Genomic DNA, 14,868 nt, shown 5'->3' on the forward strand with positions numbered 1-14,868 from the left:
AGTCGCTGAAAGTCTCTCGAACCTTCGTTCGATTACCTGGGAAGCGTAACCCCTCATTCCGGAACGGGTCGAACGGAATCTTCCGGAACGGCGGCAGGGCGGGCGGACGTGACAGTGTTGATCTCCCACCGGCTCTCCCCCCTGCCCCTCACCGGCTCCCCCACCGGGAGGATGAGGACATGGCACCCACCGACCTGTCCCGTCTGCAACTGCCGCACGCATGCCGTGAAGCCCTCGCCGAGCCCCGGGCGGAGCGCATGGACGCCCACACCATCCCGATCGCCACCGACTGGTGGAACACCGAGACAGCCGCCGCCCGTCTGCCCGGCACGCCGGTGACCGGGCCGGATGTCACACGACTGAGCCGCGGCGACCTGTTCGAGGACGCGGCCGGCCTCGACACGGACTCCGACGAGGAGCTGCTGCGGTTTCTGTGGCGGGTCCTCGCCTGGGGCAGCGGCATGAAGCTCCGCCTCAACCGCAAGCGCGTCCAGGCCGTGGCGAACGACCCGTCCTCCGCCCTCGCGGCTCTCCGCCAGGCTCTGCGCACGGCCCCCGAGGACCCCGCCCAGGCGTACGAGGCCCTCCGCCCCGGAGGCCGCAACGCCATCGCCTACCTGGGCCCGGCCTTCTCCACCAAGGTCCTGTACTTCGCCGGCGCCGGCTCCCCCGACCACCCGTGCGCGATCCTCGACTCCCAGGTGGCCGCCACCCTCAAGAACACCTGCGGCTGGGACTCCCTCGGCGCGTACGGATGGCCCACCGCCACCTACGTCCGGTACTGCGCCCTCCTGGACCGCTGGGCCCAGGAGGAGAGCGGCCGCCTCGGCCGCCGCATCGGCGCCGACGAGATCGAACGCTGGCTGTTCAGGCCCTGACCAACGACCCCACGATCAGTGGCCGATCACCGGGCGGGGGCGGGGGACCGGCAGACGAGGACGCCACCCCCGGCAGGTGATGTCGGTGCAGGCGGTGTGCCCGTCGGCCGAGGCCGCAGGTCACCGGCGACTCGCCCGCTCCTCAGGCGGTGGATCCACGACCAGCAGCGGCAGCGCCCAGCCTGCGCAAGCCACGAGTGCACTGCCGTCCTCGTTGAGAAAAAGCAGGGTGGTCCATGTCCGATCGGCAGAATCGATCAGACCTGTTCGCACGGGCCGGCCATGCTCGCGGACGAGCCGCACTGCTCGTTCCAGCCCAAGAGGCTCAAGTCCGTACATCCGCATGCGCTGAAGCCGACGGCTGAAGACTCCGGCATGCCAGCCCGCAGGTTGTGCCCGGTCTGCCACCCAGTAGGTGGCGCCGCCTCGGAGGGTGGCCAGAGCTGTCACGGATGCCTTGTCATCACCGGCCAACAGCAATTCCAGTACATGCCGTTCCATGGTCACCCCGTCTGGATCTTGCGGTACGGCAGTCAGGTACCGCAACCCCAGCAACCGCCCCGGCACGGCGGTGTCCCTCCTCACCCGTCCACCGGCCGGTACGGCCGTCGGCCGGTACGGCCGTCGCTGACCGATCCAGCCAGAGCTACGGCCAGAAGGCTCCATCCAACCGTTCCCGATCGGTCGGACACCACCAGGGAACGAGAGACTCGGGGACAACGCGCAACAGAACGGCCCCTGACCGTGGATCCCGGTCAGGGGCCGTTTCAGAGGGCGGTGGGTGTGGGATTTGAACCCACGGTGACTCGCGCCACGACGGTTTTCAAGACCGTTCCCTTAGGCCGCTCGGGCAACCCACCCCGCTCCGACGTCGAGCGGCGGCGGAGCGGGTCCAGCGTACCGGCTCGGGGGCGGGGGTGGGGGCGGTGGGGATCAGCTGTCGCCGGTGCGCTGGCCGAGGGTGACGTCGACGGTCTTCTCCTTGCCGTCGCGCTCGTAGGTGAGCTTCACCTTGTCGCCCGGCTTGTGGTTCCAGATCTCGCCGATCAGGGTCGGGCCGCTGTCGATCTGCCGGTCGTCGAGGCGGGTGATGACATCGCCCTCGCGGAGGCCGGCCTTGTCGGCCGGGCCGTTCGGGGAGAGGGCCGGGCCGTTGGTGCCCTGGTTGGTGATCTCCGCGCCGGCGCCCTGTTCGACCATGTTCACGGTGGCGCCGATGACGGGGTAGACCGGCTTGCCGGTCTTGATCAGCTGTTCGGCGACGTTCTTCGCCTGGTTGATCGGGATGGCGAAGCCGAGGCCGATGGAGCCCGCCTGGGCGCCGAGGCCGCCGCCCGTGGACTGGATGGCGGAGTTGATGCCGATCACCGCGCCGCGCGAGTCGAGCAGCGGGCCGCCGGAGTTGCCCGGGTTGATCGACGCGTCCGTCTGGAGGGCGCTCATGTACGAGTTCCGGGTGTTGGTTCCGTCGCCGGAGGCCACCGGGCGGTCCTTGGCGCTGATGATGCCGGTGGTGACCGTGTTGGAGAGGCCGAAGGGGGCGCCGATGGCGATCGTGGAGTCGCCGACGGCCACCCGGTCCGAGTTGCCGAGCGGCAGGGGAGTGAGCTTCTGGGGGGTGTCCTTCAGCTTGAGGACCGCCACGTCGTAACCCTGGGCGCGGCCCACGACCTCGGCCGCGTAGTCCTTGCCGTTGGAGAAGGTCACCGACAGATTGCCGCCGTCCGCCGCGGAGTCGACCACATGGTTGTTGGTGAGGATGTGGCCCTCCTTGTCGTACACGAAGCCCGTGCCGGTGCCGCCGCCCTGGCCCCGGCCGGGCGTACCGCCGAGATCGCCGGGGCCGCCGGAGTCGGCCTGGATGGTCACGACGCTGGGCAGGGCCGAGGAGGCGACCGACGCCACCGTGCCCGGGTCGCGCTTGAGGTCCTTGGGCAGCTCGTTCGCCGACACCGTCGTCGAGTTCGCGTCGTCGCTGCGGTTCGCCTGCCAGTAGCCGAGGCCGCCGCCGACACCGCCCGCCACCAGGGCGGAGATCAGCACGGCCGCGATCAGGGCACCGGAGCGACCGCGGCGCCGGGGCTCGGGCGTGGACGGCAGCGGCGCGCCCCAGGGCGCGGCGCCGTCACCGGCGTACGAGGGGACGGTGGGCGGGGGCGGGGGCCAGCCGCCCGCGGTCTGCTCGGCTCCGGGACCCGGGTGGGCGGCGGGGGGCGACGGGTGGGGGGCACTGTACTGCGGCTGGTACGGGGAGCCGGCCGGGGCCTCCGGCGCGGCCTGCGGGTAGGCGGCCGGGACGGGAGGAGCGTCGGCGGGCGTGCCGTGCTGCGGAAGCGGCTGCGCGGGCGGCTGCGCGGGCGGCTGCGCGGGCGGCGCGGCTGGAGGCTGCTGGTACGGCTGGTGCGGGGGCGGCGGAGGAGGAGTGGGGGAAGCATGGTCCGGAGCCGCCGGCGGCACGGGAGGTACGGACGGGGCGGCTGGCTGCGCGATCCCCTCAGTTCCCTCGTTCTCGGTGCTCACAGCTGTCTCCTCAGATTCCGCGTCGATGTCGGGCCCCGGGGTGTCCCGAGACGCCCCAAGCTGTCCCGGACAAGCATTTCCCATAGGTCGTCAGGCCACTGTAAGCGGGACCTGTGCTTATCCCGGCACCTCTTTACTTCATGAGATTTAGTACATATGGGATGGCGGGCGGGGAGGGTGCCCGCACCGGCCGCCTCGACGGGGTCAGGAAGGGCCGCACCGGCCCGGTCCGCCGCCACCGGGCACCCCGCGCCGGGCACCCACCGCACCGGAACCGCACCACCCGTACCGACCGGAATCGGACCCCTTCATCCCCTCCCGCCCCTCGCGGTGACACCATGTCGCGGTGACCCCAGCACGGCAGCACCACATCCAGGTCGTCGCCCACCGCGGAGCCTCCGAGGAGGCCCCCGAGCACACCCTCGCCGCCTATATGAAGGCGATCGAGGACGGAGCCGACGCCCTCGAATGCGATGTCCGTCTGACCGCCGACGGCCATCTCGTCTGTGTCCACGACCGACGGGTCAACCGCACCTCCAACGGCCGGGGCGCCGTCTCCACCCTGGAGCTGGCGGACCTCGCCGCCCTGGACTTCGGCACCTGGAAGGGCCACGAGGACTCCGCGGAGCTGCCGGACCGGGGGGACCCCTCCCTCACCTCCGTCCTCACCCTGGAACGGCTGCTGGAACTCGTCGCCGACTCCGGCCGCCGCATCGAGCTGGCCATCGAGACCAAGCACCCCACCCGCTGGGCGGGCCTGGTCGAGGAACGACTGATCGGGCTGCTGGACCGCTTCGGGCTGGCCGCGCCCGCCACCGCCGCGGAGTCATCCGTACGGATCATGAGCTTCTCCGCCCGCTCACTGCACCGGGTCGCCGCCGCGGCCCCGACCCTGCCCACGGTCTATCTGATGCAGTTCGTGAGCCCCCGGCTGCGGGACGGGCGGCTGCCCGCCGGGGCGCGCATCGCCGGACCGAGCATCCGCATCCTGCGGAACCAGCCCGGCTATATCGAACGGGTCCACCGGGCGGGCCATCAGGTCCATGTCTGGACCGTCAACGAACCCGAGGACGTCGAGCTCTGCGCCCGGCTGGGAGTCGAGGCCATCATCACCAATCGACCCCGGCAAGTCCTCTCCCAACTGGGCCGGGGGTAAACCCCAGCAGCAGGAGTCACTCGTCTCACCTGAAGTGCACCGGCGCGTTCGAACTGTGCCCGAACGCCAGGAGTGCGTCACAGTGCCGGGCTCGAACGGTTTCCGGTCCAGTCCATTGGGGCATTCACACCGTGGCGTGGGGCAAAGGAGGTCTCGGGGGTGGCGTTGGTGGTGGCACAAGAGGTGCCCACGTCGTCGAGCATGGCCGTACCCCATGGCCCTGCGGGCGTGGGCAAGGCACGGCACCGCATGCGCGCGGAACTGCGCGGCGGCGGAGTGCCCGACACAGTGGTGGACGATGCGGTCCTGGTCCTGTCCGAGCTGCTCAGCAATGCCTGCCGGCACGGCAGGCCGCTGGGGCACACGGAGCGGGGCGAGGGCGACATACGCGCGGCATGGCGCGTCGACAGGGCCGGTCGGCTGACGATCGAGGTGACGGACGGCGGGGGACCCACCCGGCCCGTTCCGTCCACGCCGTCGGTGACCGCGCGCGGCGGTCGCGGGCTGAACATCATCAGCGCGCTGACCCAGGCCTGGGGTGTACGGGACAGCACATCCGGCGAGGTCACCGTGTGGGCGGTCCTTCAGCAAGGACGCCGTCGCGACGATTTCGCTACGCGCGTCACACCGTCCGGGTTCGACCTTCTGGAGGCGTTCGACGAACCCGCCTGAGCCCGGACCGGCGGCAGAGAGCAGAAAGCAGAAACAGGAGCCGGAGCCGGAGCCGGAGCCGCAGCGGAAACAGAACGACGGCAAGAACAAGAGCGGCAGGGACCAAGGAGAACGGGAGCGGGAAGCCGAAGGGCCCGGGAGGCCCGGGGCGCGTGCCATCGCGCGAGCCGGGACCCCGGGTGGTCGGCATCACCCCGGGTGGTCGGCGTCCGCGGCCCCACCCGGCCCACCCGGCGGCCCACCCGGCCGCGCTCCGCTCCCCCGGCCGGGCCGGTGCGCCTCCCGCCCATGCGCGGATGCGCCTCCCTCCCGTGGCGGTACGCCCGCTCCGGGCCCGTACGGCGAAACGTCCGGCGGAACGTCCGGCGGAACGGCACCGGCCCCGCGCGGGCGGTGCCGGGCATGGTGGGTGCGTGGCGCCCCCGGCACCCCGGACGGCTAGGCTCGCCGACGGACAAGTACCGCCGACCCGAGCGGGCCGGGTGCACAGCTCCGGCGGCCCGTTCGGTACGCACGAAGCCCAGTACGCCGCACTCGGGAGAAGCCGCACCATGGCCAAGAAGCGCCCCCAGACCAAGGCATCGAACGCCCGACCCCAGGGCCGGGTCGCCGGTGCCCATGAGCCCGTGCCCGTGGTCGGGGCCCGGGAGCCCTGCCCCTGTGGTTCGGGCCGCCGCTACAAGGCGTGCCACGGGCGCGCCGCCGCGCACGCCGTGACCGAGCTGGTGCAGCGGCCGTTCGAGGGGCTGGCGGGAGAGTGCGACTGGGTCGCCCTGCGCGAGCTGGTGCCCGCCGCCACCGCGCGGCTGACGCTCAAGGGCGGGCTGCCCGAGGGGGTGCCGTCGGTGACCCTCGCGACGGTGCTGCCGATGGCCTGGCCCGCGCTCCGCCGCGAGGACGGCTCCGTCCTCCTCGGCCTCCAGAACGACACCGCCTCCGGCGACCTCAGCCGGGATCTCGCGGACACGCTGAGCCGTGCCCTGACGGCCGAGCCGGGCACCCCGGTGGCCGGCGAGCGGGTCTCCGGCGACGGGCCCCGGCTCCAGGACCTCCTCGACCCGGACGCCGCGTTCGCGCCGGAGGTCCACACGGGCTTCGAGTTCTGGCTCCCGGAGTCCGGTGACGACGCCTCCCCGGAGGTCACCGCCTCCCTGGAGCGGGCGAACTCCGCCGCCATCCCGACCGTGCGGCTCGCCTCCGTCGACGCCGCCTACTGGTGCGAGACCCCGGAGAAGAACCATCTGCGCTGGGTGATGCCGTACCCGGAGGAGAAGCTGCTCGACGCGCTCGCCCGGCTGCACGCCGCCGGGACCGCCTCGCTCGGTGAGGACACCCGGCTGGTCGGCTCCTTCCGCGCCCATGGGCTGACCGTCCCGGTCTGGGACCTGCCCAGCGGCATGGGGGCGGAGGAGTGCGAGAAGCCCGCCGCCGCGTTCGCCGAGAGGCTGGCCGGCGCGCTCGCCCAGGACGTTCCGCTTACGGCCGACGAGCGTCGGGCGCGCGGCGGCCTGACCAACCGTCAGATCACCCTGAGCTGATCCGGGCCCCGGTCCGGGGCCCCGCACCGCCGGACCGGGGGTGACGGGAGCCCCGCTGGAGGGGGATCGGAAAACCCGAGTGACTCCAGTCACAACTCACACAAAGAGAAGCTGAATCCCTGTCCGAATACCCGAGATCGAATTTGCGAACGGCCGATCTCTTGTTACGGTTCTAGAAGCCCGGTCGCTGGTGCATCCCCCGTCGCCAGCGATCGGGCGTCTCCATTTCCAGAGACCCTGGCGGAATGGATTCTTCCGCTAACACTCCGCTGACATCCTGTTGACAGATCGTCAGCGGCCATGCTCCTCGGGCGAGTTGCCCCAGGCCCCTCGGCGGCGGCCCGGCCGCGCACCCCCACCCCTGCGGCGATCCGCCGCACGCACTCCAGCATTCCCGGACATCTCCCAGGAATTCCATGGGCATGTCATCTTTGCGTGCCGGAAAAAGCCGGAGAGATCACCGAGGACAACGGCCTTCATCTCCTGTCACCGGTCTGTACCACGCTCACCCGCGCCTTCGTGCCGCTCTCCTGCGAGGACGGCTGCCGACGGAAGTCGACGCGGCAATTCCGTACATGCGTTCCCGCCTCTCATGCCCGTACCCGACGGGGTCGGCCCGGCCGCACCGGCGGGGCCGGCCCGGCTGCGGGGCGAGGAAGGACGGAGTCGGTCGGCGGGGCACGGTCGGCACGGGACGGAGCTGTCGGTACGGGACGGCTCGCCGGTACGGGAGAGGGCGCCGGGGAGGACGGCACCGGGCCGGTGGTCGTACCGCGCCCCGAACGGGCGGGCCGGAACGGTACGCGGAGCGCGGCCCCGTACGGCACACCGCCCCCTCGCACGGCACCCGGAACCAACCCGGACCGCCCGGAAGCATCCCGAACCGCCAGGAGCCACCGGGAGCCCTCGGGGTCCGCCACGCCGATGCCAAGGGCCGCCAATCGGACATCACGCGGTGGTCGGCCCGCTCGGTTTCGGCCGACTCTCGCGGCCTTGACCAGCCAGAGGTTTTCCCGTAGAGGCGCATCGGGCCCCGTGCGGGGGAAGACACACCCCCGGACCGGGTCGCCGCGCCGGCCACACGGACGGTAGCGGGCGGCGGTCACCACGGGAGGGGCGGCGGAACGGGTACCAACGGCACCGGCGAGGGATTCCGGAACGGCCCGGAGGAACCCTGTGGACGGCTCTGTGGCCCCTCCGCTCTCCGTCGGCCCCGGCCGTCACATTCGGCCCGTGATCCGGTCCCGGAGTCCATGCTTCCGCCGAAACGGGATCCGCACGGCGGGACCCGATGGCAAAGGCCCGGCGGGAAGCCCCGGCGGTAAGACCCGGAGACGGGGAAAGCGCAACGGCCGGTCCGTGGTCCGGACCGGCCGTCGACGCGGTGCGCCCGCCCCTCCGCCTGGCGCGGCAGGAAGAGCGAGCCCGGCGGGCTCCAGCGGACTCAGTAGGCGAGTCGGCTGCCGCCGTCGGGGGCGTTGATGCTCGCCTCCACCAGAACATCCATCACCGTCTCCACCCGGGGCAGCCACGGTGTCGCGGACCCCGGGAGCGGCGCACGCTCCCAGCGGACCTGTCCCGCCCCCGTCTCCGACGGCGGCAGCACCACATAACCGCCACCGCCGTGGAAGCGCAGCGAGCTGGGCACGCAATCCTTGGCGAAAAGCAGCTCACCCAGTTGTTCCAGGCTGTACGGGGCGACCAGCACCGACCACCGGGTCGGCGACGCGATCACCGGCCCCAGCCGCAGTTCCAGCCGGTCCAGCTCCGCCAGCGCGCGGGCGCCGGCCACCGCCGGGAGGCTCACCGCGCACGGCGCGGTCCCCCCGGTGGCCAGGACGACCGGTGCGGTGGGACGGTTCGCCCACCACCAGCGCAGCATCCGTTCGTCGGCGGTCGCCGCCAGGACGCCCGGGTCGAAGGGGTGCGCACCGGGCACCACACATTCGAGGTCCGGGCAGGCGCAGCCACGGCCCCGCTCATTGCCGGCACCGGCTCCGGTACCGACGGCCTTCCATCCCACGCCGGGGAGTACGGGCCATCCCCACTCGGTGGCGCAGGTAAGTGCCACGTCCAGCTGTGCCGGCTGCGCAGGCCCCTTGTTGCGCCAGAACCGGAGCCTGCGTCGCCTTCCGAGGATCTCGCGCATATGCGCTCGTTCCTTTCCGTTGAACGCCGAGGTCCACATCACACCATGTGTGCGAGTCTTTACTGTGCATACAGATAGGTACCGGACGTACGGGTACATACCGATCGGCGTATCACCGCCCGATCGCCTGCGGCGTGGGCGGACCCCCGCTTCGCCGGCGGCAGGGTCGCCGCCGATGGCAGAACGTGGGCTGTACTCCATCACACAGGACCAGTGGTGGCGTGCGCCCGGCGTCGATGGTCCGCGCCGACCCGCTCGCGTGATCGCCCCCGTCCACCGGGATCCGCCGGACGGGCTCCGACAGCTCCGGCAGCGGACTTCCGGCAGCGGCCTACAGCCTTAAGGACGCCGGACCCGATCCTCAGGTTCCCGGGGCGGCCCTCATAGGACCCTGGCCATCACTCTTCTCCGTACCCACCCTGTCCGGTGCGACGCTTTCCGCAGGGTCCCACCGGGGCGGGCGCCCCGGGGAGATCCACCGAGGGATCCTTCGCCGAACGCCTTCAGTCGACCTCAATTGGCCGCCCTCAACGGCATTTTTGAGCCAAGTTCAAGATTGTCCCAAGGAGCGTTCAAAGTCCCATAGACACCATCAATCCCACTGGTGCAATGCTGGACATCCCCTTCCTTCTGCGTGTAGATGTGGATCTGCTGACAGCGGCGCAGAATGACATGAATGACATGGGGGTTTGCCATGCTCTTGAGCGAATTGCGCCAGTCGGAAAGCCGGTTTCGATGAGCGTCCCTCATCTGCCGAAAGTGGCTGGAATCAACTCTTCGGTTCCTCAACCCGCCCAGACTCCTGCGGATCTTTCGCCCCGCGCCACCACGGCCGCCCCCTCCGACCGGCCGGACGGGCCCGGGGAGACGGGAAATCCCGGTGCCACCGGGGACACGGGAGACACCCGCACCACCCCGCCTCCCCCCGCGACCACCCCCGGACGGGTGGTCCAGGAACGACTCGCCGGGTGGGTGACCGATCTCGCCACCCTCCACGACCTGACCGACCGCCTCGCCGCCACCCGCTGTCTGGACTCCGCCCTCCAGGAGCTGCTGCGCTCCGGCGCCGCGCTGATCGGCGCGCGCCGGGGGCTGGTCATCCTCGAACCGCCCACGGGAACCGGTCACGGCGGGCACGGCGGGGCCGGCCACCGGGGCGAGGGGCGCCGCCCGGCGCTCACCCGGGGCCTCGGCCTCACCCACGCGGAACTGGGGCACATCGAGACCATCCCCCGGGACGCCACCGCCCACGGGCGGATCCTGGACGCCGCCGGTGACCATGAGTCCCGTGGCCGGGGCCAGGACCCCGGCCACGGGACCCTCAGGGGGTACGGGAACGGGGCGGCGGGCCCCCGTACCGCCGGAACGGCCCCACCACTCACCGGGGGCACCGGCACCACGGGCAGCACCACGGACACGGCGGACACCACGGACACAGGGGGCTCGGCAGGCTCGGGGGGCGCGGCGGGCCGGATCCCGCGGGCCGTCGCCCACCCCGACATCGTCGGCGACCTCACCCTCGACCCCCACGGCCGGGAGGTCGCCCACCGCCTCGGCTGCGCCGCCAGCTACACCCAGCCGCTCGCGACCGAGACCTCCGGCACCCTGGGCGCCGCCGTCTGGCTGTACGACGAACCCGGCGCCCCCACCGACCGGCGCCGCCACCTCGTCGCCCTGTACGCCCGGTACGCCACCGAGCACCTGGCCAGGCTGCTGGAGGTCGAGCGGGCGCGCGAGGCCGTGGCGGCCGTCACCGAGGAGCTGCTGCCCACCCGGCTCCCCCGGGTGCCCGGGGTCCTGCTCGCCGCCCGACACCGCGCCGGTGGACTCGGCGGCGGGGACTGGTACGACGCCCTCGCCCTCCCCGAGGGCGCGCTCGGTCTCGCCGTCGGCTCGGTCAACGGCTCGGGCCCCGGTATCCCCGCCGTGATGGGGCGGCTGCGGGCCTCGCTGCGCGCGTACGCCGTGATGGAGGGCGAGGACCCGGTCGCCGTCCTCTCCGATCTGGAGCTGCTGCTGCGGCTGACCGAACCGTCCCGGACCGCCACCGCGCTCTTCGCCCACGCCGAACCGGCGGCCCGCAGAATGGTGCTGGCCGGGGCCGGGCACACCCCGCCGCTGGTGATCGGCGAGCGGCGCACCGAGTACATCGAGACCTCGCTCTCCGCCCCGCTCGGGATGCTCGCCTGCTGGGAGGCGCCGAGCGTGGAGCTGTCCCCCGCGCCCGGCGAAACGGTGCTGCTCTACACCGACGGCCTGCTGCGGCAGACCGGCGACTCGATGGACCGCGCCTTCGCCCGGCTGCACACCGCCGCCTCGGGGGTGCCGACGGCGGCACGGGCGAACCCGGGGGCGGTCGCCGACCACATCCTGCGCGCGATGCTCCCGCCCGACGGGAGCGCGGGGGACGAGGACGTGGTCCTGCTGGCCGCCCGCTTCGACTGACGGTACGAGCGGGTACGCGGTGGCGGGGCGCGGGGGAGGGGCCGGGACGCGGTGCGCGGTGGCGGTGCATGAGGGAGGGGGAGGGCCGGGGCGCGAGGAAGGGGCCGGGGCGCGGGGCCGGTGTGCCCGCAGGCACCTGGAGGGTTTGGAGGTTTTTGTCTCGCTTCTCACACCTCGTGAACCCGTACCCGGCTCCCACATACGATGGACACCGGTCCAGTGTTGTATCGAGGAGGCAGACGTGGCCGAGGAGCTCAACCCGAGCACTCCGGAAGCAGCGGAAGAAGAAGAGCAGCAGATCAAGCCGCGTAAGAACGGTCTCTACGCGGGCGTGTCCGACGAACTCGCCGAGAACATGGCGGGCGGCTGGGCCGACACCGAGCGGCACGACCTCCAGCCCATAGCGCAGGCCCCGCACACGGCGGCCCGCCGCGCGGCCCTCTCCCGGCGCTTCCCGGGTGAGCGTCTGGTGATCCCCGCCGGTCATCTGAAGACGCGTTCCAATGACACGGAGTACTCCTTCCGCGCCTCCACGGAGTACGCGTACCTCACCGGCGACCAGACCGAGGACGGCGTCCTGGTCCTGGAGCCCACCGCCGACGGGCACCGCGCCACCATCTATCTGCTTCCCCGCTCCAACCGTGAGAACGGTGAGTTCTGGCTCTCCGGCCAGGGTGAGCTGTGGGTCGGCCGCCGGCACTCCCTCGTCGAGGCCGAGCAGCTGCTCGGCATCCCGGCGAAGGACGTCCGCGACCTGGCCGAGGCGCTGCGCGAGGCCACCGGCCCCGTCCGGGCGGTCCGCGGCCACGACGCCGGCATCGAGACGGCCCTCACCGACAAGGTCACCGCCGAGCGGGACGAGGAGCTGCGCGTCTACCTCTCCGAGGCCCGGCTGGTGAAGGACGCGTTCGAGATCGCCGAGCTCCAGAAGGCGTGCGACTCGACCGCCCGCGGCTTCGAGGACGTCGTCAAGGTCCTGGACCGTGCCGAGGCCACCAGCGAGCGGTACATCGAAGGAACGTTCTTCCTGCGCGCCCGCGTGGAAGGCAACGATGTCGGCTACGGCTCCATCTGCGCCGCCGGTGAGCACGCCACCACGCTGCACTGGGTCCGCAACGACGGCGCGGTCCGCTCCGGCGAGCTGCTGCTGCTCGACGCCGGTGTGGAGACCACCGAGCTGTACACCGCCGATGTCACCCGCACCCTGCCGATCAACGGCCGGTACAGCGAGCTTCAGCGGAAGATCTACGACGCGGTGTACGACGCCCAGGAGGCGGGCATCGCGGCGGTGCAGCCCGGCGGCAAGTTCCGTGACTTCCACGACGCGTCGCAGCGGGTGCTCGCCGAGCGCCTGGTCGAGTGGGGCCTGCTGGAGGGCCCGGTGGAGCGGGTGCTCGAACTCGGTCTCCAGCGCCGCTGGACCCTGCACGGCACCGGTCACATGCTCGGCATGGACGTCCACGACTGCGCCGCCGCGCGCACCGAGGCGTATGTCGACGCCACGCTGGAGCCGGGCATGTGCCTGACGGTCGAGCCGGGTCTCTACTTCCAGGTGGACGATCTGACCGTGCCCGAGGAGTACCGGGGCATCGGCGTCCGGATCGAGGACGACATCCTGGTGACCGAGGACGGCAACCGGAACCTCTCGGCCGCGCTGCCGCGCCGTGCCGACGAGGTCGAGAGCTGGATGGCCGCGCTGCGCGGCTGATCATCCGGCCTCACCGGGCGGCCCCGCGGCCCGGAGCCTTCGCGACCCCGCCGGTGATCCGGCGGGGTCGTCGGCGTGCGGGGCCGGGCCGGGCCGGGGCGGGGACGTGCCGGGGCGGAGCGTCGGCGTGTGGGCGGGGCGGGAGTGGGCGGGGCGGGCGGCCGTTCGGCGCCCCCTACCCGATATCGGCACCCGGGAAGCCTCGCTAGGAGACCCTGAGCAGCGCGCCCTCCTGCCACTTCAGCACCTTGTCGAAACTGACCACGGCGCCATGACCGGGCCGGTTGCCGAAGTGGACATGGTCGGCCAGCTGCTCGATCAGACAGAGTCCCCGCCCGCTCTCGGCGGTCACGGGCGGCTGCCACTCCCGGGTGTGGGCGCACCCCGGCCGGCGGGCGGGGAAGCCCGGCCCGGAGTCGGCCACCTCGATGCGGCACTTCTCGCCGTCCAGATACGCGGTGACGCGGTATGCCCCCGAGTGGTCCCCCGGGCCCCGGTCGCCACCGTGCTCCACGGCGTTGGCACACGCCTCGCTGAGCGCGACGGAGAGGTCGAAGGAGACATCGGGGTCGACCCCGGCCGTCTCCATCGTGCCGACCAGCAGACGCCGTGCGAGCGGGATGCTCGCGGCCTCACGCCGCAAATGGAGAGACCACCAGATGCTCATGCTCAGCCTCCTGGCCGCGGCTCGACATACCGATACGTATTGCCCCTGGGAGGTGAACCATAAGCGCGCGGTCGCGCCGATTGCGCTCATTCGGCCGACGGGGCGGCCGTGCCGTGGTCGTACGCGCCGGTCGCACCCGGGTACGGGTCGGGGGCGCGGCACCGGACATGGCCGAAGACGAACGGTGGGCGGGTCGGGGCGGGGGCGGACCTGCCGTACCGGCGCCGGAACCGCAGTGGGATGATGACCCGGCCATGTCGTCCCCGTCCTCGCCGTCCTCGGCACCGTCCGCACCGGGGGATCCGGGCCCGTCGGCCCGCTCCGGTGACGCACGCGTGCAGGCCGGTCCACGGCTGCTGAGGGCCGCGGTGTTCGCCGCGGTCTGTGTCGCGCTGTCCGCGACGGGACATGCGCTGGCCGCCTGTGCCACGGTCCCCTGGTGGACCCTGCCGACCGGTTTCCTCGGGGTGTTCGCCCTGGTCCTGCCCTTCGCGGGCCGGACGCGTTCCCTGGGCGCGGTCGCCGCGGCCCTGGGTACGGGGCAGCTCGCCCTGCATGTGCTCTTCGGTCTGGGGGGCAGGCTGGGGGCGGACCGGCCGCACGGCCCGGGAGGCGCGACGGGTGACGACGCGCTGATCCGGCTGGCGGCGGAGCTGGTCTGCGGGGCCGGTCCGGCCACGCTCAGCGCCGGCGAGGCCCGGCGGGTGGTGGACCTGGCCGGTCTGCGACCGCCGGCCCCGGCGGCCGGCGGGGCCCATGGCGCGCCGGTGCCCCCGGCGGAGCTGCTGCCGTCGCTGCCCATGCTGCTGGCCCATCTGCTGGCCGCCCTGGCCACCGGCTGGCTGCTGCGCCGAGGTGATCTGGCGCTGGCCCGGCTGGTCCGGCTCTCGGCGCATTCGGCCCGTACCGCGCGGGAGACCGCGGCCGGGGCCGCCCGGCTGCGTCCGCTCCGGGCGGCGCTGGCGCTGGTGGTCGCGTTCCGGGCGGGGCAGCTGCTCGACCCGGCGGGGCCCGCGGCGGCCCGGCACTCCCGCGACGAGCCCGTCCCGCCGGTACCGGGGGAGACACTCCAGCATCTGGTGATCAGGCGGGGTCCGCCCGCGCGCTGCGTTCTCGCCGCCTGATCCGAGGCCTC

The 14,868-nt window shown here is 72.6% G+C and carries 12 protein-coding genes and 1 tRNA gene; 7 read left to right on the forward strand and 6 right to left on the reverse strand.

The window, feature by feature from the left end:
* Positions 1–179: 179 nt before the first annotated feature.
* Positions 180–878 (forward strand): 8-oxoguanine DNA glycosylase OGG fold protein, encoded by a 699-nt coding sequence (locus tag ABT354_RS06975; protein WP_351490004.1) that lies wholly within the window; start codon positions 180–182, stop codon positions 876–878.
* A gap of 120 nt (positions 879–998) precedes the next feature.
* On the opposite strand, the gene ABT354_RS06980 is transcribed toward ABT354_RS06975, so the two are convergent.
* The 3 genes from ABT354_RS06980 to ABT354_RS06990 form a co-directional block, all read right to left on the reverse strand.
* Positions 999–1,379, reverse strand: a complete 381-nt coding sequence (locus ABT354_RS06980; protein ID WP_351490192.1) for a hypothetical protein — start codon at positions 1,377–1,379, stop codon at positions 999–1,001.
* Between the two features lie 274 nt (positions 1,380–1,653).
* A tRNA-Ser gene (locus tag ABT354_RS06985) sits at positions 1,654–1,738 on the reverse strand.
* A 73-nt stretch (positions 1,739–1,811) separates the two neighbouring features.
* A complete protein-coding gene (locus tag ABT354_RS06990; RefSeq protein WP_351490007.1) occupies positions 1,812–3,398 on the reverse strand; it encodes a S1C family serine protease in 1,587 nt (528 codons plus the stop codon).
* 346 nt (positions 3,399–3,744) lie between these two features.
* On the opposite strand from ABT354_RS06990, the gene ABT354_RS06995 reads away from it, so the two are divergent.
* From ABT354_RS06995 to ABT354_RS07005, 3 genes are all read left to right on the forward strand, one after another.
* Positions 3,745–4,554 (forward strand): glycerophosphodiester phosphodiesterase, encoded by an 810-nt coding sequence (locus ABT354_RS06995; RefSeq protein WP_351490009.1) that lies wholly within the window; start codon positions 3,745–3,747, stop codon positions 4,552–4,554.
* A 72-nt stretch (positions 4,555–4,626) separates the two neighbouring features.
* Positions 4,627–5,226 (forward strand): ATP-binding protein, encoded by a 600-nt coding sequence (locus tag ABT354_RS07000; RefSeq protein WP_351490011.1) that lies wholly within the window; start codon positions 4,627–4,629, stop codon positions 5,224–5,226.
* A 551-nt stretch (positions 5,227–5,777) separates the two neighbouring features.
* The gene (locus tag ABT354_RS07005) at positions 5,778–6,764 is read left to right on the forward strand and encodes a DUF5926 family protein (RefSeq protein ID WP_351490014.1); all 987 of its coding nucleotides are present in this window, start codon (positions 5,778–5,780) and stop codon (positions 6,762–6,764) included.
* A gap of 1,444 nt (positions 6,765–8,208) precedes the next feature.
* Here the strand turns inward: ABT354_RS07005 and ABT354_RS07010 are convergent.
* Positions 8,209–8,913 carry a bifunctional DNA primase/polymerase gene (locus ABT354_RS07010; RefSeq protein ID WP_351490017.1) on the reverse strand — a complete coding sequence of 235 codons (705 nt, stop codon included), beginning with the start codon at positions 8,911–8,913 and terminating at the stop codon, positions 8,209–8,211.
* Between the two features lie 513 nt (positions 8,914–9,426).
* Positions 9,427–9,663 (reverse strand): hypothetical protein, encoded by a 237-nt coding sequence (locus ABT354_RS07015; protein ID WP_351490208.1) that lies wholly within the window; start codon positions 9,661–9,663, stop codon positions 9,427–9,429.
* Between ABT354_RS07015 and ABT354_RS07020 the strand changes: the two genes are divergently transcribed.
* Both ABT354_RS07020 and ABT354_RS07025 read left to right on the forward strand, forming a co-directional pair.
* A complete protein-coding gene (locus ABT354_RS07020) occupies positions 9,649–11,358 on the forward strand; it encodes a PP2C family protein-serine/threonine phosphatase (protein WP_351490019.1) in 1,710 nt (569 codons plus the stop codon). The two genes, ABT354_RS07015 and ABT354_RS07020, sit on opposite strands and share 15 nt — an antisense overlap.
* A gap of 241 nt (positions 11,359–11,599) precedes the next feature.
* A complete protein-coding gene (locus tag ABT354_RS07025; RefSeq protein WP_351490022.1) occupies positions 11,600–13,066 on the forward strand; it encodes an aminopeptidase P family protein in 1,467 nt (488 codons plus the stop codon).
* Between the two features lie 205 nt (positions 13,067–13,271).
* Here the strand turns inward: ABT354_RS07025 and ABT354_RS07030 are convergent, their stop codons facing one another.
* Positions 13,272–13,733, reverse strand: coding sequence for an ATP-binding protein (locus tag ABT354_RS07030; protein ID WP_351490024.1), 462 nt, complete (start codon positions 13,731–13,733; stop codon positions 13,272–13,274).
* 335 nt (positions 13,734–14,068) lie between these two features.
* Between ABT354_RS07030 and ABT354_RS07035 the strand changes: the two genes are divergently transcribed.
* Positions 14,069–14,857 carry a hypothetical protein gene (locus tag ABT354_RS07035; protein ID WP_351490026.1) on the forward strand — a complete coding sequence of 263 codons (789 nt, stop codon included), beginning with the start codon at positions 14,069–14,071 and terminating at the stop codon, positions 14,855–14,857.
* The last annotated feature ends 11 nt before the right edge of the window (positions 14,858–14,868 follow it).

Source organism: Streptomyces sp. NPDC000594, assembly GCF_040299965.1.
GTDB lineage: Bacteria > Actinomycetota > Actinomycetes > Streptomycetales > Streptomycetaceae > Streptomyces.